At 69.4% G+C, this 21903-nt stretch carries 7 protein-coding genes, 2 pseudogenes and 2 CRISPR repeat arrays (1 of these 11 running past the window's edge); of the genes and pseudogenes, 3 read left to right on the forward strand and 6 right to left on the reverse strand.

What is annotated here, in order from left to right; all coding sequences use genetic code 11:
• Positions 1-414: a CRISPR direct-repeat array (repeat unit 29 nt; unit sequence GGGACCACCCCCGCGGGTGCGGGGACCAC); it begins 103 nt to the left of the window's first position.
• Between the two features lie 341 nt (positions 415-755).
• The 4 genes and pseudogenes from POF43_RS19640 to POF43_RS19655 form a co-directional block, all read right to left on the reverse strand.
• Positions 756-1049 (reverse strand): GIY-YIG nuclease family protein, encoded by a 294-nt coding sequence (locus POF43_RS19640; protein WP_271324509.1) that lies wholly within the window; start codon positions 1047-1049, stop codon positions 756-758.
• Between the two features lie 144 nt (positions 1050-1193).
• A complete protein-coding gene (locus POF43_RS19645; RefSeq protein WP_271324510.1) occupies positions 1194-1691 on the reverse strand; it encodes a vWA domain-containing protein in 498 nt (165 codons plus the stop codon).
• Positions 1692-1737: 46 nt separating this feature from the next.
• Positions 1738-2525, reverse strand: a protein-coding gene (locus POF43_RS19650; protein WP_271324512.1) for an IS5 family transposase whose coding sequence is annotated in 2 segments (ribosomal slippage) — positions 1738-2192 and positions 2192-2525 — 789 coding nt in all. Because the reading frame shifts where the segments join, the coding sequence is not laid out codon by codon here.
• A gap of 47 nt (positions 2526-2572) precedes the next feature.
• Positions 2573-2929, reverse strand: a pseudogene (locus POF43_RS19655) (transposase); the annotation flags it as partial.
• 392 nt (positions 2930-3321) lie between these two features.
• Here POF43_RS19655 and POF43_RS19660 point away from each other — a divergent pair.
• Both POF43_RS19660 and POF43_RS19665 read left to right on the forward strand, forming a co-directional pair.
• On the forward strand, positions 3322-3654 hold the full coding sequence (locus POF43_RS19660) for a trypco2 family protein (protein WP_271324511.1): 333 nt from the start codon (positions 3322-3324) through the stop codon (positions 3652-3654).
• 169 nt (positions 3655-3823) lie between these two features.
• Positions 3824-6781, forward strand: coding sequence for a tetratricopeptide repeat protein (locus POF43_RS19665; protein ID WP_282704674.1), 2958 nt, complete (start codon positions 3824-3826; stop codon positions 6779-6781).
• A gap of 203 nt (positions 6782-6984) precedes the next feature.
• Positions 6985-7440: direct repeats of the CRISPR family, unit length 29 nt; unit sequence GTGGTCCCCGCACCCGCGGGGGTGGTCCC.
• 179 nt (positions 7441-7619) lie between these two features.
• Here the strand turns inward: POF43_RS19665 and POF43_RS19670 are convergent.
• Positions 7620-8851: pseudogene (locus POF43_RS19670) on the reverse strand (IS256 family transposase); the annotation flags it as partial.
• Positions 8852-9330: 479 nt separating this feature from the next.
• Positions 9331-14391: a LamG-like jellyroll fold domain-containing protein gene (locus POF43_RS19675; protein WP_271322993.1), complete on the reverse strand. Its 5061-nt coding sequence runs from the start codon at positions 14389-14391 to the stop codon at positions 9331-9333.
• A gap of 720 nt (positions 14392-15111) precedes the next feature.
• Between POF43_RS19675 and POF43_RS19680 the strand changes: the two genes are divergently transcribed.
• Positions 15112-21903, forward strand: a complete 6792-nt coding sequence (locus POF43_RS19680; protein ID WP_282704675.1) for an RHS repeat-associated core domain-containing protein — start codon at positions 15112-15114, stop codon at positions 21901-21903.

Here is a 21903-nt window from a genome sequence, read left to right on the forward strand (position 1 = left end):
CGGACCTGGTCACCAGCAAGGGACCACCCCCGCGGGTGCGGGGACCACGTGCGACCCGGCCTACGACTCCCTGATCGGACGGGACCACCCCCGCGGGCGCGGGGACCACCCACGCGCCCAACGCGTTGCCGTGAAGCCCTTGGGACCACCCCCGCGGGTGCGGGGACCACACCAGCAGCGCGAGCACGGCGACGTTGATCTTGGGACCACCCCCGCGGGTGCGGGGACCACTAGCGATCCCTTGACATCACTAGCGAGGATGCGGGACCACCCCCGCGGGTGCGGGGACCACTTGCCGGAGCGGGAGGCGCCGACGGCGTTGACGGGACCACCCCCGCGGGTGCGGGGAGCACGTACTCGTGGCTGCGGGCGTTGATCCGGGCGAGGGACCACCCCTGCGGGTGCGGGGAGCACAGGCGTCGACCTGCGACTTCAGGCGAGTCGGCAGCAAATTTTACCCACTTTGCCAAAGAGCGACTTCTCGGACAAAGCATCCCTGGTGGGTGCTACTTGCCGAAGGCCGTCAGTTGGCAGCCTCGCTCCATCCCTGCCGAGGGGGCAAATTGAAGGAAGGGGAGGCCTTCGCAGTCGGAAGTAGCATTGTGGTCGTGAGTGCTCAAAGTGAACCCCAGTTTTGTTTTCGCCTTCACCGCCAACCACAGCTGCCAGACGGTCCATTGAGTGTCTTGAACTCTCACGTTGTCGATCGGACACTGCCCCGACGGGCGACCCGCTGGTTCGCCCGGGAGGCGGGTTCAGGGAGTATCCGGGCGGAAAATGGGGCGTCGGTTGTAGCCGACAGCAGGGTCATTGGCGCGGTGTTTGATGATGTATTGCGTCTCTTGCCGACGCACCTCGTTGTCGGAGGCGCTCTCGGACTCCCAGAGGATTTGCTTGCGGATGGTGAAGTCCCGGAGTGCTTCGCGGTCGGTATCCCGTTCAAGCAGTTCCCGTGAAGCGCTGCCGAAATAACCAAGCCGGGTGTCCGTGAGGTCCGACCCGACGTAGACCTTGCCGTTCGGATACGTGATCTTGTAGACGACCTTCATGGCACGAAAAGTAGCGCCCTCAACTCCGACCGCCGGAAGAATTCAGCCACTTGCTACTCAACGCAATCGGAGGTAGTGAGCCCAGACGAGTCCGAACATCGGCCGTGACAGCGTCTCAAGAGCGACCCGATACCCCCGTTCGCGTCAGGTCGCAGCCAATGCCCTCGTGGCAGCCTGACCAATCGCCGTCGCTGCCTGGGCCGGGTCGGTCAGTTCGAGGACAGTGATGCCGGGAAACGGTGTGGGATCCGGAGCAAACGCCAACCACAGCATGGCGCATCCGGCCGCGCGCAGCCGTGCCACCCGCGCGGTTCCGGCAGCCCGTTCCTCGTTCCGGTAGTAGCCGTCCGAGGCGATGACGAGAAGGCGGGCGGCTCCGGGGCGAGCAAGTCCGACTCCAGCGGCGAGGGCGTCGATGGCGCCGCCGATGTCGTGGCCCGTCGCGGTGGCGTCGAACTCTGTCACCTTCTTCGGCACTCGGCCCGGGGCCGTGATGGGGTTCAGCGAGCGGCCGTAGGCAACGGTCGCGCTGCGCGCCTCGGGGTCGGTGAGTGCGCAGGCCCTTGCCAGAATCCACGCCGCCGAGGCGATCGGTCCGGTCGCGGCCCCCATAGAGCAGGAAACGTCCACCGCGATTCCCACCCGGAGGACCGGAGTGGGGTCCGGCTAAGACGTCGTCTCATTTGGGTTATCGGCGGTAGCAGATGAGGGTGCAGGCGATGCTGGCGAAGGCGAGGAAGTGGTCGGCCTTGCGTTCGTAGCGGCGGTGGAGGCGGCGACAGCCGGCGAGCCAGGACATGGTGCGTTCGATGGTCCAACGGTGTCGGCCAAGCCGTGTAGAGGACTCGATGCCCCGGCGGGCAATGCGGTGGGTGATGCCCCGGCCGCGCAGCCATCGCCGCAGGTTGTCGTAGTCGTAGCCCTTGTCGGCGTGGAGCTTGGCCGGTCTGCGTCGGCGCGGTCCTCGGCGGTAGCGGATGGGCGGGATGCCGCGGACGAGTGGTTCGAGGGCCTGGCTGTCGTGGAGGTTCGCGCCGGAGATGCCGACGGACAGGGGCAGACCGGTCCGCTCGGTGATCAGATGGGTCTTCGAGCCCTTCTTGCCCCGATCCACAGGATTCGGACCTGTCAGATCCCCCCTTTCAGGGCTCGCATGTTCACCGAGTCGACCGCGCAGCGGCTCCAGTCCAGCCCGCCGCGCGAGCCCAGCTCGTCCAGGACCAGGCGGTGGAGCTTTGCCCACACCCGCGCCCGCGTCCACTCGGAGAACCGACGGTGGGCAGTCGGTCCCGACGGCCCGAAGGACGGCGGCAACTGCCGCCACGTGCAGCCCGACGTGGCCACGAAGACGATGGCTGCCAGAACTTCGCGGTCTCCATACCGACGACGACCACCACCTTGCGGCCTCGACGGCGCCGGCGGCACCACCCGCTCGAACAACTCCCACAGCTCATCCGGCACAAGCCGCTCAACGATTCCCACACCAACAGACTACCGAACACGCCAAATGAGACGATGTCTTAGGCGAGGAAGACGCCGACCTGGGTGTTCTCGATGCGTTCTGCGGTGCCGGTGTACTGGCGTTGCACGCCTGCCGAGGCGGTGCCCTTCTTCAGGAAGCCGGTGTCGTCCACGATCAAGACGCCGTTGTCGGTGCCGAGGTGTTCGAGGACGTAGGAGCGGATGTCGTCGCGGACGGCGTCGGTGTCCCAGCGGGCGCTTCGCAGCAGCCGCTGCATCGGCCCGGGCCGGGGGTGTCCGGCCTGCTCGGCCAGCCGCCGGCAGTTCTTGCGCTCGATGCCGGACAGCAGGGCGAGAACGAAAGCGCGGGCCGTTGCCCGCGGCTCCACCCGCGTGAGCCGTCCGGCGATCCGGGCCATGGCCTGGTCGAACATCGCTTGCCAGTGGGCGGCGTCCACGCCCTGGCTGACGGCTGTTGCGTGATCTTCAAGAGTCCTCACGACCATCGATGATCACCTCGACCCCCTGGAGATGGGCACCCGGTCCGGGCGCGGGCTCGCCACCCCGGCCCGGTGCCGCTCCGGCCGAGGAACCCGCGTTCGGATTCTTGCCCGTGCGGCGGACTGGCGAGGCCTGCTGTTACGCCCCTTGCGCCGCGGGCGGAGCGTGGGCTGGCTCGCCTGCGGTGGGCGGGCGCTGACTGCTCCGGCTGGCCGGAATGCCTGTGGCGGGCTCGGGTGTTCACCTTCAGGGGTGGTTGCGGGGTTCTACAGTAGGGGTGTTGACGGGTCGTCGGATGGGGGCGGGTTCGGTGGATATTCCTCTGGTGGATGCGGTGGCGGCGGTGCGGGACGAGCTGATCGAGGCGGCGGCCCGGGGTGGGGACCATCCGGAGGTGGTGTTCGCGGTGGGGCCGGTGGCGATGGAGTTCGAGGTCGAGCTTCGGGCGGACGCGAAGGCGAAGGCCGGGTTCAAGCTGTGGGCGGTGGGCGCGGAGGCGGAGGCCGGGCTCTCGCGCGGCCGCACGCACCGGGTGTCGTTCACGCTCACGCCGAAGAATGTGCGGGGCGGCGACCTGCTGGTCAGCGGTTCGACGCCACGGCCTGACGGTCCCGGTGACGTGTCGGGTCGTATCCCGGACTGACCAGGGTCGGGTGTCGCCGGCCGTCCGGCCCCGGAGGGGGGCCGGACGGCGGCATGCCGCGGTATGCCGCGGGGCGAACCGACGAATCGGTGGGATGGGAGGGGCTGGGGTGGAGCGGGCGCGGGTGGTGGGTGTGACCGGGCCGGGCGGGCCGGGGGCGGGGTATGGGGTGGGCGAGCGCCTGGTGCTGACGTCCGCCCACGTCGTGGCCCGGGCCGGTGAGCGGGTCCAGGTGTTCCGCCCCGGTTGCGCGGGCACGTTGGGCGGGCGGGTGGTGTGGTGCGGTACCCCGGGTGGGGGGGATGACGCCGCGCTGGTCCTGCTTGACGACGCCCTCGTGTGGCAGGTGCCGGAAGCGGTGGTGCGGTGGGGGTGGATGGCGACTGACCGGCCCGGCACGGTGTGCCGGACGTGGGGGGTGCCGGACGTGGCCCAGCGGTTCGGGCAACCGGTCGAGGCGGCTCAGCTGACGGGGACGATCAACCCGGGCACCGGATTCGTCGGCAACCAGTACGTGATGGACATGCTCCAGCACCCCCCGCAGTGGTCGCGGGAAGACACCTCGCCGTGGGGCGGGCTGTCGGGGGCGGCTGTGTTCTGCGACCGGCTGCTGGTCGGGGTGGTGGCCTCCGACCGCGCGAACTCCGGGCACGGGCAGCTGAACGTCGTCCCCGCCTACGTCCTGCACCACGACCCCTGCTTCCGTGCCGCGCTGGCCGAGCACGGTTGCTCCGTGAGCGGTCTGGAGGCTGTGGAGCTCCAGCACCTGGCCGACTTCGAGCCCGCCGGGGGCCGGGCGGCAATCGGTTCACCGGCCGCGCTGCTGCAGGCCGGCCGGCAGGTGGTTCCCTTCCACGGCCGCGAAAACCTGCTCGCGGACCTGCTCGCCTGGTGCGGCCGGGACGGGTTCGGGGCGTGGCTGCTGCACGGACCGGGCGGGCAGGGCAAGACCCGCCTCGCCCACCACCTGGCCGCACTGCTGGCCGCCAAGAAGTGGGCCGTGCTGTGGCCGGGTGCGGACGCCACCGCGGCCGACCTGCGGGAGCTGCGTGATGTGGTCAAGCCGCTGCTGGTCCTCCTCGACTACGCCGAGGCCCGCACCGGGCAGCTGACGGCGCTCGTCGAGGCCGCCGCCCACCACCCCGGCAGCACGCCGTTCAAGGTCTTGCTGCTGGCCCGTACCGGTGGTGACTGGTGGACCTACGCCAAGAGCGCCACCCGCCTGGCCGAGGACTACCTCGACCGTGCCCCCTCGATGTTGCTGGAGCCGCTGGAGCAGGACCCGGGCCCGCGCCCGGAGGCCTACCGCACCGCCGCCCGCGCCCTGGCCGGCGCCCTGCCGAACGTGGAAGGCCTGGCCGGACACGACTGGCGCGCCGCCGCCGACGCCCTGCCCACCCCGGGCTTACTGGACCACGACGGGTTCGCCAACGCGCTGACCCTGCAGATGACCGCGCTCGCCGACCTCCTCGACACCGCCACCCCCGGCACCTCCGGCAGCACGGGGACGGTGCCCCTGCCTGCCGATCAGGTGCAGGAGGTGGAGGACAGATTGCTCTGGCACGAGCGCCGCTACTGGAAGCACGGCGCGGCGGCCCACGGTCTCACCCGGTCGCCGAGCCGCGGCACCCTGGAGACGGCTTTGGCCGCCGCCCACCTGGTGGGCGCGGCCGACCGCGAACAGGCCGACCGGGTGTGGTCGGCAATCCCGGCGCTGGCCGACCAGCCCCGCGACCGGCGCGATGCGGTCACCGCCTGGATCACCGCCCTCTACCCCCCCGCAGACTCGAGCCGGCTCTGGGGTGCGCTGCAGCCCGACCGGCTCGCCGAACGCCACATCGGACGCGTCCTGGTCGCTGAACACACCCTGGCCGAACGCCTGGTCGACGGCGCAGACGATGCGCAGGCCGCACAACTCCTGACGGTCTACAGCCGCGCCGCCGCCCACTCCGTCTTCGCCGGCCGCCTCGACAGCCACCTCACCAGCCTGTGCGTAGGGCGCCATGACCGACTCGGCTTCCACGTCATCGCCACCGCTGTCCAGGCCGACCACCCTCAACCCCTCGTCACCGCCCTCGATACCCTCATCGCCGACCCCGCCACCGCACTCGGTACTCTCGCCACCCTGCACGGTCAGTTTCCGCACTCCAGCAGGCGCCTCGCGCGCACCGCCGTCCACCTCGCCCAGGCCCTCACCAACCGCTACCGCACCCTCGCGAAGTCAAATCCGGACGCCCACCTGCCCGCCCTCGCCATGTCCCTGAACAACCTGTCCGTCCGGTTGGGGGAGGTAGGGCGGCGGGCGGAGGGACTGACCGCGATCGAGGAAGCCGCACGCCACTACCGCACCCTCGCCGAGGCGAACCCGGACGCCTACCTGCCTAACCTCGCCATGTCCCTGAACAACCTGTCCGTCGATCTCGGGGAGGTGGGGCGGCGGGCGGAGGGACTGACCGCGATCGAGGAAGCCGCACGCCACTACCGCACCCTCGCCGAGGCGAACCCGGACGCCTACCTGCCCGACCTCGCCATGTCCCTGAACAACCTGTCCCTCCGGTTGGGGGAGGTGGGGCGGCGGGCGGAGGGGCTGACCGCGATCGAGGAAGCCGTGGCCATCCGCCGCACCCTCGCCGAGGCGAACCCGGACGCCTACCTGCCCAACCTCGCCACGTCCCTGAACAACCTGTCCGTCCGGTTGGGGGAGGTGGGGCGGCGGGCGGAGGGGCTGACCGCGATCGAGGAAGCCGTGGCCATCCGCCGCACCCTCGCCGAGGCGAACCCGGACGCCTACCTGCCCGACCTCGCCACGTCCCTGAACAACCTGTCCCTCCGGTTGGGGGAGGTGGGGCGGCGGGCGGAGGGGCTGACCGCGATCGAGGAAGCCGCACGCCACTACCGCACACTCGCCGAGGCGAACCCGGACGCCTACCTGCCCGACCTCGCCATGTCCCTGAACAACCTGTCCCTCCGGTTGGGGGAGGTAGGGCGGCGGACGGAGGGACTGACCGCGTCCGAGGAAGCCGCACGCCACTACCGCACCCTCGCCGAGGCGAACCCGGAGCGGTTCGACGCGGATCTGCACAGCTCGCTGGAGATCGCTGCTTGGCTCAAGTCTCTTCCGGAGTAACAAGCATCGCCCGGCCGAACCGGAACCTCCAACAGATGGTGGGGCGGTGTCTACGTGCTCGGCGAGTGTCGCTTGTTTAACCGCTGCCGATGAGGCCAGCTTCAAGCGGGAACCTCGCCATCGCAAGCAGTTTCTTGTCCGCTCGTCCAATAGGTCACGAAGTCGCACTGGAGTACTAGGCATTCTCCAATTCGCCGGTCATTGTGGTCCCCGCACCCGCGGGGGTGGTCCCGGCGAACACCGGTTTCGAGGTCGCCTCCCCCTGTGGTCCCCGCACCCGCGGGGGTGGTCCCGCCGAGGCGATCCTCCGGCACGTGCGAGGAATGTGGTCCCCGCACCCGCGGGGGCGGTCCCTCACCCGGCAGGACGTGAAGCAGGGCAGCAACGTGGTCCCCGCACCCGCGGGGGTGGTCCCATGGCCAAGATGACGGGCCTGTACCCGCTCGCGTGGTCCCCGCACCCGCGGGGGTGGTCCCCCGGTGCTCGACAAGTCGGACCGGGCCCGCCGGTGGTCCCCGCACCCGCGGGGGTGGTCCCGGGGGTTCGTCGGCGTACCGATGGGGGCGCAGGTGCTCCCCGCACCCGCGGGGGTGGTCCCGGCACCAGGAGGCAAGCACAGAACCTGGGGGCGTGCTCCCCGCACCCGCGGGGGTGGTCCCCGGGTGGCGGCCTGGGCCAGGGCCGGGAACGAGTGCTCCCCGTGCGCGCGGGGCCGACAGCAAATCAGTGAGCAGATGTCTGGGTCGCCAGGGACCACCCCCGCTCGCGCGGGGCCGACTCGGTCACGTCCGCTGGAGTGGTGTAACGACGGCCACTCGGTGATCTTGTTGGGAGGCTGTGCGGTGAGTTCGGTGGGCAGGGTGGTTTCGTTGTCTTCTGACTCGATCGGGTGGCTGGCCCTGGCCAGCAGTTCGCGGCTCATGTAGCGGCGGGCTTCGGTCCATTCGTCGTTCTGCTCGGCCAGGACCGCGCCGACCAGGCGGATCAGGGCGGTGCGGTCAGGGAAGATCCCGACGACGTCGGTGCTGCGGCGGATCTCCTTGTTCAACCGCTCCTGCGGGTTGTTCGACCAGATCTGCCGCCAGATCTCTCGGGGGAAGGCGGCGAAGGCCGGCAGGTCTGCCTGGGCGGTGTCGAGGTGGCCGGCAGCCTTGGGGAACTTCGCCTCCAGGGCGTCCAGGACGTGCCGCATCCGGGCGTGAACAGCGTCGGTGTCGGGCTGCTCGAAGACCGTCCGCAGCAGGGTCGCCACCCACGGCTGGGCGGATTTCGGGACCTGGCTGAGCAGATTCCTCGCGTAGTGGGTGCGAGACCTCTGCCAGGACGCGCCGGGCAGGACCGCGGCGATCGCGTTGACCAGGCCGGTGTGGGCGTCGGAGACGACGAGCTGGACGCCGCCGAGGCCTCGGGCGGTCAGCGAGCGCAGGAAGGCCGGCCGGCCGGCGCCGTCCTCGGCGGTGGCGACGTCGATACCGAGGATCTCGCGGTGGCCGTCGGCGTTGACGCCGACCGCGACCAGCGCGTGGACGTTGATGATCCGGCCCTCCTCGCGGACCTTCTGGGTGAGGGCGTCGACCCGGACGAATGCATAAGGGCCTGCGTCCAGCGGCCGGTTGCGGAACGCTGTCACCTGCTCGTCCAGGTGCTTGGCCATCGCGCTGACCTGCGACTTGGACAGCTGGGTGACGCCGAGGGACTGCGCGAGCTTTTCCACCCGGCGGGTGGAGACGCCCAGCAGGTGGGCGGTGGCGACCACCGGGATGAGCGCCTGCTCGGCCCGGCGGCGGCGTTCCAGCAGCCACGTCGGGAAGTAGCTTCCCTGCCGCAGCTAGGGATCGCGAGTTCGACGGTTCCGGCGCGGGTGTCCCACTCCCGCGGGCGGTAGCCGTTGCGGTGGTTGACGCGTCCTTCGCTGACCTGCCCGTACTCGGCATTGCACATCGCGTCGGCCTCGGCCGACATCAACGCGTCGGTGAACGTCTTGACCATCGCGCGCAGCAGATCAGGACTCGCCGAGGCCAGGGCGTCCTCGGTCAGGGCGTGCAGGGGCAGACTGTCTGGTGCGGTCATCGTGCTGATCTCCTTCGAGGCTTCGACACTTCGAAGATCAGCCGGTGGCCGTTCGTCTATGCGGGCACCAACCCGAACGCCGGGACAAACCCCCGGATCAGGTCCAACCCGCTACACCACTTCCAAGGACGCAACCCCCGCGGGTGCGGGGACCGCTGTTTGTTGTCCGCGGACAACAAGCCCTGGGAGGGACCACCCCCGCGGGCGCGGGGACCACGACGGCCGTCTCGACCTGGAGGAGGCCCAGGAGGGGCTACCCCCGTGGGTGCGGTGGGGGTCGGTCCAGGCGATCGTGGACGCGGGACCACCCCCGTGGGTGCGGGGACCACCCCCGCCTACTGGTTCGGCGAGCCCCTGCTGGCATCTGCGAACTCTCTGTCCGCTTGTCCCAACTGTGCGCGGCGGACAGATGCGGCGGGGGCATCGAGCAAGGGGTTTGCTCGATGCCCCGCCGCAGGTCTGCTGAGGAACGGTCCGGATCAGTAGGAGAGGTTCAGATCCGAGATCGCTCCGGTCAGTTGACCGGTGAGCGTGGTTCCGTCGGTCGCGGCGGCGCCGATGGTGACATCGTCGTTCAAGCTGCCGGGGTCGTTGGAGTCGTCGGGAGCAAAGGCAGCCGGAGTGAGCGCGGCGGTTCCGGCCTGGACGCCGTTGACGTCCAGGTAGGCGGTGCTGACGGATTGGTCGTAGGAGGCGGTGAGGTGCACCCACGTGCCGGCGGTGGCAGTCGGGCCGCTGATGGCGGTCACCGAGCCGTTGGAGTCCAGAGCGGCGAAGGTCCACTTCTTCGTGGTGCCGCTGTATCCGAGGGTGAGGGCCTGTTGGGTGTCGGAGTTCTCGGTCACGGCCCATTGATCGGCCGACCCGGTGCTGTCGAGCTTGACCCATACGTCGACGATGTAACTCTGTGTGGGGTCGATGAGCGGAGCGTCCACCTGGCCGTAGGACGTCGAGCCGTTGAAGGCCGGTCGGATGCCGTCGGGGTTGGCTGTCTTCTGGGACGCGTCGGCTGTGGGCAGGGCGGGATCCTTGCCCCAGGTGGTGCCGTTGAGGCTCAAGGGCATGGCGTTCCCGCTGCTGTCGACCGATATGTTCCCGGTGCCTTCGTCCAGGAGCCACCGGTATTGAGGGGTCACCGGCGGCAGGGGCAAGGGGATGGTGCTCAACGTGAGGCTGGCGGTCTGGAAGGCCGGCGGCAGACCGATGGTCGCGCCGCCGGTGGGGTTGATGTTCACATGGTCCCCCGTGTCGTACGCGGTCGCGAGGACCTCCGGGGAAGCGGTGGGATCGGCGCTGACCGCGTGGTCGGCGTCCTCGGTGTCCACGGTCTGCAGGAGCCCGGGTGTCGTGGTCGGCCAGGAACCACGCATCATGCCGTTGAGGTCGGCGCGTACGGTCTCAGCGCCGGTGGTGCAGTCGGCGTTGCCGCCGCACGGGGTCATGGTGGTGAAGACGACCTTGATGCCCCATGCGTTGAGTTCACCGGCCAGGGTCACGTAGGCGCTGACCAGCGAGTCCTCAACTGTATCCGGTTTTTGCTGTCCCATGGACAGGACGTCCGTGAGTCCTTCCTCGATCACCACGGTCTGAAGCCCGGGTTCGCTGACGATGTCGCGGTCGAGCCGGGAGAGGACGGACTTGCCGTGGACGTAGTTGGAGTCGGCGATGAGGCTGTTGTCCTCGATTCCGGCGTTGACGACACCGTAGTCGGGTACGGCGGTCTGGCCGGCCAGGGCCGCCGTCAGGGTGTCGGACAGGCGGGGACCGGCCGAGGAGTACACGGGTGTGTCGGCGGTGCTGCCGTCCGGGTGGTAGATGCCGTCGCCGAGGACGGCGACGGTCCTGGCCTCCGTCGTGGTGGTGACGTCGACCCCGGAGACGATGTCGATGCCTTCGCCGGTGATGCTCCCGCTCGCGGTGTACGGGGTGCCGGTGGTGTCCGTAGTGGTGTCACCGGCGCCGGCGGCGGTGATCCACTGGCGTTCGTCGGTACCCCAGCTGTGTCCGGAGAGCACGGCCGCGTCCGTGACCGCGGTGCTGACCAGCAGCGGGCTGCCCGCGGTGACCGTGATCCCCGCGCTGATCGGATTGGAGTAGAGGTCCCCGCCGGCCGGAATCGTCACCGACGTGCTGTCGCCGCTGCCGAAGGTCGCATCCACTGGCGTGCCTTGGGGAATCGGGCTGAGGCCGGACGTGGTGATGGTCTGCCCACCGGCGGTCGTCGTGGCACTGGCGGCGACGGGCTTCTGGTCGGCGACGGTGACGTGGGTGATGGTCACCGGGATGTTCGACTGCTGGTTGGACAGGTGGATGCGGACACTGGAACCGCTGACGCTGGGCACGATGGCGTCCCGCATGGTCATGTTGGTCCAGTGGGCGCCGCCGACGTAGGAGTACGTGTCGTCCGGGTCGCCCGACCACGCGCCGGTCCAGGTTCGACCGGACCCGGCGGAGGTGGTGTCGCGAACGGCGATGCCCACGACGTGCAGCGCGGGTATGCCCAGCACCGGCGCTCCGGCGGCGTTGCTCGCCCCCTTGGCGGCTCCGGAGATGTCGGGCAGCGTGATGGAACTGACCGCTTTGCCCGGTTCGAGGTGAACGGCGAAGGCGTACAGGTACATCGCCTGGGTCTGCTGCGTGCTGCCGGAGACGTTGCGGTGGGGCAGCGCCAGGACCGCGGTCGAGTTGGTCACCGCGTTCCAGTCCGGCGTGGACAGGTAGTACGGCTCGGAGCCGTTGGTCCCCACGCTGCTGTCGGCGTAGTTGACAGTGCCGGAGGCAGGCTGGCAGTCGTCGGTGTTCACCGCGGTCGTGCTGTTGTTCATCGTGCAGTCCGAGCCGACGATGTCGGTGCCCGGTGCCACGTGGGGCAGCGTCGAGTCACCGGTGACGTCCTTGGCGGCCTGGTAGTCGGCCCACGTGCCGAACGCCAGCATCACCAGGGAGTCACCCGAGGCGTCGCCGAGGCCGATGGTCTGGTTGTCGGCAAGGATGTTGTCGTGCACCTCCTGCGTGGGGGTGCTTGTGCCGAAGTCGGGGAGCGAGAAGGTGGCGCCGTCGAGGGTGACCTTCCCGCCGGGGTTCCAGCCAGCGGCTTCGAGGTCCTGGGCGGACAGGGAGTGCCCGCCGCCGTCGGCATCGGCGAGACTGGTCGCGGCGTCGCTCGAGATGGCGGTATTACCGGTGCTCGTCGCGCCGGTGGCGTTCAGCGCGGTGGTGAAGTCCGGGTAGGACGTACCGGTGGCGCCGGCGACGTCGAGCGTGACGCTGTTGGCGTGGCTGGCGTTGCCGGCGCTGTCATAGCCGATCACGTTGAGGGTGTGGATGCCCGGTCCCGGCGGGGTGACGGTGATGGTGGCGGTTCCGTTGACGACGTTCGACCCGCTGACCGTCTCGCTGGCCGGGGCGTTCGAGGTCGGCGGCGGGGTGTCGAGCTGGTAGACGTACTTGACGGCGACGTCGTTCGGGTCAGTGCTGGAGGCCGTGATCCTGACCGGAGTGTTCTCGGGACTGGCGGTGGCGCTCTGCGGAGTCAGCTTGATGGTGGGGGTGTCGGGATAGACGGTGAAGTGGCAGACGGTGCCGGTGGGGGCGGTGGTTGTCTCCTCGCCGTCGGTGACGCTGGTGGGCTGCCAGTCGACGGTGGTGCCGTCGGTGAGACCGCTGATGAAACTCCCCGGGATGGTGCCCTGCGCGGTGCCCGGACTCGCCACCCCGTTGGCGGACAGGACGGTTGTCCTGGTGGAGGAGCCGCTGATCCAGTACTGGTAGGTGGTCTGGGTGCTGTCGCCGTCCGGGTCGTCGGCACGGTCGGAGAGGGTGACCGGTGACACCGAGTCCGTCTTGCCCACCAGCGGGTATCCGCTGCTGCCGGTGGCGCAGCCGAGATCGGTGCCGCTCACTTTCGCGTCGCGGTTCGACGGCTGGTCGGGGGCGTGGTCGTACTCGATGCTCAAGGTGGGGTTGGTCGCGAAGCGTTTGAAGTCGAGGCTGTTGGACTCGGAGGAGTTGAACACTCCGAGGGTGAGGTTGGACCAGCGATCGGTGGCCGCCTGCCGCACGGTCGTGGTGAGGTCGAAGCCGGTGGACGGCTGCGAGGTACACGCCGGGCCGATGCTCTGCGACTTCACCGGGCTGTGGCTGTGACCGGGTTGGTTGGGGGACCAGTCGGTGGAGGAGTGGATCACCGCTGACAGGTAGAGGTCCACGGTCGAGCTGATCGAGCAACTGGCGCTGTAGCTCTCCCTGAGGTTGAAGGTGGCCTTCTCGACGGCGCCGCCGTAAATGGTGGAGGGGATGCCGAGCTGGTAGAAGGCCCGCTCGACGCCGAGGCAGCCGCTGTAGGCGTTGTCGCCGACACCCGGGTCGCCATAGGCGGTGGAGTCGAAGTTCTGGGCGGACGGGCAGCCCTGCTGCACCTCGTCGAAGTGCTGCTTGTAGCCGGTCTTCCACAACGCCGTCCACGTCGGGCCCGCGTAGAGCGGGAAGACCTCCGACTTCGAGGTGAGCAGCGTCCTGTCCGGGGCCAGGGAGATCTCGCCCTTGGCCGCGCGGACGCGTATCGCGGCCACCCGGGCCGCGCTGCCCGGTGCCGTTGCCGTCGAGGCGGTCGCCGGTGCGGCAGCACGCAGGTCGGCCGGCTTCCGGGTGCCCGGGGCATCGGCTGCCGCCGTCGCGGGCTTCGTGCTGCTGTCCCACATCTCGGGGGCGGGTGCGTGGAAGACGAGGTCTCCGTCGGGAGTCGTCGCGTTCAGGTTGCCGTGGCCGTCGTCGGAGACCTTGATCCCATGGGCGCGGACGCCCAGCTTCAACGTCGCCAGCGCCGCGTTCCTGGCGGCTGCCGCCGTTTTGACGACCAGCGTCTCGTGGAAGCCTCCCTCGTCCGTCGCGGAGACCACCAGGTCCACGGACGGCAGGACGGAGGGATAGGTCAGCGTGGCCCCGGAACGGAAGGGTTTGGGCAGCGCCGTCGGCCAGGTCAGCGCGAGCGACGTGCGTTTCGGGCCGGCCATCGTGGCCAGGGGCATGCGGCCGCCGCCGGAGAACACCACGGGCGTGGGCGTGGCCGCCGGGGTGTAACCGCCGCCGGGCGACGAGGTGAGGGTGGTGTCGACCGGTACCCAGTCCTTGCCGCGCCTGACCCGTACCGGTAGTACGGAGGACTCGTACGTCACGTGGCCGGAGGGTGCGACGCTGACGGTGGAGGTATCCGTCGTCAGGGCGGTGACGGCGACGGTCTTGCCCGTCCTGGCGGCCTTCGAGCGTGCGGAGTCGATCGCGGCCCGGTCGGCGGCGGACATCTGCTCGGCAGCCGGGTCCGGCAGGGTGGAAGTGCCCGGCGGAGCAACGTCGTTGACGGTGTTGTGCGTGGGGGTCGGTCCGGCCCCCGGGTCGGTGTCGGCGGCAGCCGCGCTCGCGGCCCCCAGGCTCAGCGCCGGGAGTGCCGGTCCGATCAGCAGGGCCGCGGTGACGAGGACGGCTGCCTTCCGTCTGCGCCGGGGGTCGGAGCCCCGAGAACGTATTCGAAGGCGCTGGCGCATAACGGTTCCCTGGTTCGTGAGAAGGCAGGCCGCCCGGATGGCGACGCAGAAACACTCGAAAGTATCAGCGCCTTGAGAATCCGGCCAATTAATTTTTACGTACCTGAAAAGTCCGGAACAGATGATTCCTCTTGAGCGTTGAGAGAATTGCTGAACACTTCCGGAGGGGATAATTCCGGATTGAGGGCCTCCCCGAGGGTGCGCTTCAGTACCGTCTGGCCGGGCTATAGGCCACTTGACGTGCGTGAACTGATCCGACATCAGAAAAGGCCATGTGGATGGTTCCATAAAAAAGTTGACTTCTCTTCACGCCAGCTTTACGCTCTGTCGCCGAGCTTCCAATGGCATTTTCACGTCGATGGGGAATAATTGATGAGTGGCGGTCCGTTCCGTCCGAGCTCTTTCCGCCGCAGATTTCTCCATCGCCGTATACGGCATGCCACAGCCTTTGTCGCGGCCGCCGCGGTGCTGGTGCCCATCGCGGTGGCCGGGCCCGTCATGGCCGCGGCACCGTCGTCCCGCCTCGCGTACCGGACGACCGCTCCGGCCACGAAACCGGTCGCCGTGACGCCGGTGCCGCAACATCTCAAGGCGAGGCCATCGGTCCACGAGCCGGCCACTCCGCTGCACACGGCATGGCCGAAGGCCGGCACCGCCGAAGTCACCCTCGCGTCCCCGCAACCACCGGTCGGCCCGACGGCCGCTCGGTCGTCAGCCGTGATGTCGGCCGGACCGGGCGCCAAGGCGGTCAAGGCCGGCTCCCTGCCGGTGTCCCTGACTCCCGTCGCGGCCGCCGCGACGGTTCAGCCGCACGGTATGGTGCCGCAGGCCGTCCCCGCGGCACCGGCGACCGCCCGGGTCCAAGTGGCGTCCCGGACGACGAGCTCCCGCCTGGGAGTGCGCGGCGTGGTGCTGTCGCTGTCCCGGACCGACACGGCGACCGGCGCCCGATCGGCGGACCTCGCCCTGGACTACCGTGCCTTCGCCGACGTCTACGGCGCCGGCTGGGGCTCCCGGCTCAAGCTGTACGCCCTCCCCGCCTGCGCGCTGACGACGCCGAAGGCGGCAGCGTGCCGCAAGCAGACTCCGCTGCCCACCACCAACTCCTCGGTGTCCGGCCGGGCTTCGGCACTCGTGACGCTGCCGGCCGCATCGGCGGTCGGGCCGACGGTGATCCTGGCGCAGGCCGACGCCTCGGGCGACGGCGGCACGTTCACCGGGGCGAGTCAGCTGACGCCCGACGGACAGTGGTCGGGCGGCTCCGGCTCCGGCAGCTTCTCCTGGTCCTATCCCATCCAGGTGCCGACCGTGCCCGGCGGACTTCAGCCGACGGTGGACCTCAGCTACGACTCCCAGTCGGTCGACGGACGCACCTCCGCCACCTCACCGCAGGCGGGCTGGGCCGGCGACGGCTGGTCGGACACCCAGTCCTTCGTGGAGCGGGACTTCGTCCCCTGCTCCCAGGACTCCACGGACGCCAACAACACCCCCAAGACCGGCGACCTGTGCTGGTCGGACGCGGCCGACTCGATCACCTTGTCGCTCAACGGCTCGTCCACCACCCTGGTGCAAGGCTCGAACGGCACGTGGCACCCGCAGAACGACAACGGTGAGACCGTCCAGGTCGAGACCGACACCGTCAACGGGGACAACGACAACGAGTACTGGGTCGTCACCGCCGGCGGCACCTCCTACTACTTCGGCCTGAACCGGCTTCCGGGTTGGGCGACGGGAGACGCGACCACGAACTCGGTGGCCACCGTCCCGGTGTACGGCAACGACGTCAACGACCCGTGCCACGCTTCCACGTTCGCCGCCTCGTCCTGCCAGCAGGCGTACCGGTGGAACCTCGACTACGTCGTCGACTCCCACCAGGACGCGATCAGCTACTGGTATCAGCAGGCGGCGAACTACTACGGGGCCGACAACGGCACGACACCGGTCAAGTACACCCGCGACACCTGGCTGGACCACGTCGACTACGGCCAGCGCGCCGGCCACGTCTACGACACCACCGAGCCCGCGGCCGCCGTGGTGAACTACACGGTCGCCGACCGCTGCGACCCCGACGCCCCGGCCGACTGCGCTACCGCCACCCTGGAAACGAGCCCCGCCTCCGACTTCCCCGACGTGCCGTACGACCAGAACTGCGGGTCGACCGGAAGCTGCGACAACCACGGGCCGTCGTTCTGGACCACCAAGGAACTGACCAGGATCGCCACCACGGTCCTGGTCGGCACCGCGCAGAAGCCCGTCGACTCCTGGGATCTGACCTATTCCTTCCCGCCGACCAATGACGCGACCCCGAAGTCGCTGTGGCTGGCCCAGATCAAGCACACCGGCCTGGCCGGCGGCAGTGCGAGCACGAACCCGGTGACGTTCACCCCGAGGATGCTGGCCAACCGCGTCAGCTCCCTGGCCGGCTACCAGCCCATCACCCGGGGCCGGCTGTACCGGATCACCACCGAGACCGGCAGCGTCATCCAGGTCGACTACGCCGACTCCCAGGCCGCGTACGGCAGTTCACCGGCGATTCCGGAGTGCGACAACCGTGCCGGCACCAGTGTCGTGCTTCCGCCCGGCGAGGACAGCAACACCTGGCTGTGCTACCCGGCCTACTGGACCCCGCCGGGGAAGGCCGACCCCATCGAGGACTGGTTCAACAAGTACGTCGTCACCGGCGTCACCCAGTCCGACCCGACCGGCGGCTCCCGCGGCACGGAGACCGACTACTCCTACGCGGGCGGCGGCGCGTGGCACTTCGACGACAGCCCGGGCACCCAGGCGAAGTACCGCACTTGGGACCAGTGGCGCGGTTTCGCCGGGGTCGACACCCGCACCGGCATATCGGGCGACCCCGTCACCTTGAACAAGGCCCTCTTCTTCCGCGGCATGGACGGCGACAAGACGAAGACCGGCACCCGCAGTGTCAGCCTCAACGACCACGAGGGCGACGACCCCCAGACGGACAACGACGCCCTGGCCGGCGAGGTCTACGAGACACTGTCGTACGACGGTGACGGCGGGGCGCTGCTCGCCGACACCGTCACGGACCCGTGGCTGGGACCGGTCACCGCGACCCAGGACCGCAGCGCCGTCGGACTCGACCCGCTGACGGCCCGGCAGGTCAACACCGCACGGGTGACCACGACCACCACCAAGCAGGACGGCACCAAGCGCACCTCGGTCACCACGACCACGTACGACAGTGCCACCGGTCTGCCGACACAGGTCGACGACAAGACCGACACCGACGAGCTGTGCAGCCGGTCGCAGTACGCGCAGGACGCCTCCGGCGCGAAGCTGCCGGACCCGGTGCGGGTCACTACGGTGTCGGTGGCGTGCGGGGCCACCCCGGTCTACCCGAAGGACCTGGTCAGCGACGAGCGGGTGTTCTACGACGGCTCCACGACCTTCGCCGCCGCGCCCACCTCCGGCAACGTCACCGAGGTCGACAAGGCCGGCTCCGTCGCCACGGACGGAACCCCGACCTGGGTGACCGCGCAGAAGCAGACCTACGACGAGTACGGTCGCCCGCTGACCTCCACCGACGGCGACAACCACACCACCACCACGGCCTACGTCCCCGCCACCGGGGCCGCGCCGACCGAGGTCGACGTCGTCGAGCCCGAACTGCTCGGCCAGACAGCCGGGTTCACCACCCGCACCTCCTACGACCCGACCCGCGGTGAGGCCACGAAGACCGTCGACGCGGCCGGCTACACCACCACCTCCGCCTACGACCCGCTCGGCCGGCTGACCGCGGTGTGGGATCCCGGGTTCTCCCAGACGGCCAACCCGAACCAGCCCAACACCCGCTACAGCTACGACCTGTCGAAAAACGGGCCCTCGACGGTCACGACACAGGTCCTCAACGACGACGGCACCTACCGGACGCAGATCCAGCTCTTCGACGCGCTGCTGCGCTCCCGCGAGACCCAGACCGGCACCGAGGACGGCGGCCGGACCGTCACCGACACCGTCTACGACTCGCACGGCTGGGTGCAGAAGACCGACGACGCCTACTACACGACGGGGGCCCCGTCGAACATCCTCGTCCAGGGAGCGGACAACCAGGTCCCTTCCTCCAACGGCACGGTCTACGACGGCGCCGGCCGGCCGACCGACCAGATCGCGTACCACGACGCGACGCAGACCTGGGACACCAAAACCGCTTATCCCGGCTCCGACGAGACGATCGTCACCCCGCCGTCCGGCTCCGCGAAGACGGCGACCTGGGTGGACGCCCGCGGGCACACCACCGAGCTGCAGACCTTCAACCCGAACTCCCTCACCCCCGACACCGTCACGTACGGCTACGACGCCTCCGGCAACCAGGTCGGCCAGACCGACCAGGCCACCGCCGGCATCCCGTCCCACACCTGGACCTCGACCTACAACCTGCTCGGGCAGCAGACGTCCAGCACCGACCCGGATACCGGTACCACCACCACGACGTACGACAACGACGGGCTGGTGCTGTCCACCACCGACGCACGCGGCCAGCAGGTCTCGTACACCTACGACGCGATGAGCCGCAAGACCGGCACCTACAACACCACGACGCAGAAGGTCAAGACCGCGGCCAACCGCGTCGCGTCCTGGACCTACGACACCCTCGCGAAGGGTGAGCCGACCTCCTCGACCAGCTACTACAACGGCAGCCCGTACACCACCGCCGTCTCCGGCTACGACACGCACGACTGGCCGCAAGGCAGCTACACGACCATCCCCGCCTCCGAGGGCGCGCTGGCCGGCACCTACGGCACCGGCCTTTCGTACACCTACACCGGCCTGGTCAACAGCAGCACCGACGGTGCCGCCGGCAACCTGCCGTCCGAGACGGTGAACTACGGCTACACCGAATACGGACAGCAGAACAGCGCCAAGGGCTCGTGGGACTACGTCGACGGCATCGCCTACGACGAGTTCGGCAACCCGCAGAGCCTGACGTACGGGCCGTCGACGAACTTCGTCCGGCAGACACTCGGCCACGACGAGCAGACCCAGCGCCTCACCGACTCCCGGGTGGCGGCCGGCACCGGCCAGGTCATCGACGACACCGGCTACGGCTACGCCAACGGCCAGGTCTCCGCCGGTTCGGGCCTGATCACCTCGATCACCGACCAGCAGAATCCCGGCGGCACCGGCGCGGCCACCGACACGCAGTGCTTCGCCTACGACTACCTGCAACGGCTGTCCTCGGCGTGGACCGCGACCGACGCCTGCGCGGCCACCCCCGCGGCCGGCGACTCCGCGACCGTCGGAGGGCCGAACCCGTACTGGCAGTCGTGGACCTACGACCAGCAGGGCAACCGCCTCACCCAGACCGACCACGACACCACCGGCGCCACCGCCAAGGACGTCACCACCACCAGCATCCCGGTCGGAGGATCCGGCAACACCGCCACCGGCACGGCAGCAGGATCTCCCGCCCACGGTATGGCGAGCTCCTCCAGCGCCAACGCCGCCGGTCCGATCGCCGGGTCCTCCATCACCTACGGCTACGACGCCGACGGCAACACCCTCAGCCGCACCAGCCAGGCCAGCACCGACACCCTCACCTACGACGTCCAGGGCAATCTGTCCTCCCTGGCCACGACCGGCTCGTCGACCGGGACGACGAACTACAAGTACGACGCGTCCGGGAGCCTGCTGATCCGACAGGACGACCAGTCCACCACGCTCTACGTCGGCGACGAGGAGGTCACCCTCGCCAAGGGCTCGACCTCCCCGACCGCCGTCCGCCACATCACCGCCGCCGGAATGGCCGTCGCCGTCCGCGACGGCTCCGGCACGGTGGACTACACGATCCCCAACCAGCAGAACACCACCCTGATCGAGATCAACGCCTCCGACACCACGCAGGTCGACCGGCGCTCCTACACCCCCTTCGGCCAGCAGCGCACCGCGGCCGGGACCGGCTGGCTCGGCACCACCGGCTTCGTCGGCGGCCAGCAGGACGACACCACCGGGCTGACCAACCTCGGCGCCCGCGAGTACGACCCGGCCACCGGCCGCTTCCTCACCCCCGACCCCCTCATCGACGCGGGTGACCCCCAGCAGTGGAACGCCTACGCCTACGCCGACAACAGCCCCGTCGCCAAGTCCGACCCCACCGGCCAGATGTGCGCCGGCGGCGTCTCCAGCCCCGGCTGCCTGCCGAACGGCAACGGCGCCGACGTCCACCAGGGCGACCCGGGCGGCAGCGGTATCGACACCGGCTCACCGACCTACCAGAAGCCCAGCGTCGAGACCACCGCCGCGATCGACAAGGCCGCCCAGGAGGAAGCCGCCGCCGAAGCCGTGGCCGAGGCCCACCAGGCCGCCGCCGCCCACGCCGCGGCGAACGCGGCCAGGGCCGAACAGGAGGGCCTCGGGCACCGCATCCTCAGCCTCGTCGGTGACCTGATCGGCGTGAACGACGCCGTCAGCTGCTTCACCAAGGGCGATGTGATGGGCTGCATCTCCACCGCCCTCAACTTCGTCCCCTGGGGCAAGGTCTTCAAAGCCGTCAAGGTGGGCGTCGAAGCCTTCAAGGTCTGGCACGCCATCGAGGACGCCGAAGAAGTCCTCAAGGGCGCGGAGGACCTGGAGAAGGCCGCCGACGCCGGTGAGGACGCCGCACGAGCCGAGGCCGACGCCGCGCAGGCCGACGCGGCGGCCGACGACACCTCCGGGTGCGCCGCGGCAGCCCACAGCTTCGTCGGCGGGACACCGGTGGCCCTGGCCGGCGGGGGGACGAAACCGATCCAGAACCTGCACGCCGGCGACACCGTCCTCGCCACGGACCCGGCCACCGGCACCACCGAGCCGGAGAAGATCGTCCGCCTCATCACCACCACCACCGACCACGACTTCACCCAACTCACCCTCGCCACCACCGGCCACGGCGCCCACGCCCCACCCGCCACCCTCACCACCACCAAACACCACCCCTTCTGGAACGCCACCCTCCACCGCTGGACCAACGCCAACCAGCTCACCCCAGGCACACGCCTCCGCGAACCGAACGGCACCACGGCCACCGTCAAAACGGTCCGGAACTACCACGCCGTGGCGGTCACGTACGACCTGACGGTTGCGGCCCTGCATACGTACTATGTGGTGGCCGGGACGACGCCGGTTTTGGTGCACAACTGCGATCTTCCCGAAATAGCAGCTAATCATCGAGCCAGCGCAAATGGCGGCCTCGGCGTTAAGGCGAATAAAAATATCGCGGTTGCGCGAGTGCGAATTGATGGGTCGGATGAAGTCATGACGGCGACGAGCGGGAAGCATGCCAACCCGGGAGAGACCGGCATGCCCGCCACGCGGCAGTTCGATCCCGGAACTCGGCCTTACGACTCGGAGACGCATATTTTTGAAACCGTAGCGCAGCGCCTTAGTCCCGAGTCCCAGGGTACGATAGATCTGTACTCAGAGCGTCCCGTGTGCGACAGCTGTGAGGGCCTAATCAATCAGTTCAGTCAAGTGTTTCCTGGCATTCAAATCGACATTACGACGGGATAG

This window comes from Streptantibioticus silvisoli, from assembly GCF_027947535.2.
GTDB classification, from domain to species: Bacteria; Actinomycetota; Actinomycetes; order Streptomycetales; family Streptomycetaceae; genus Streptantibioticus_C; species Streptantibioticus_C silvisoli.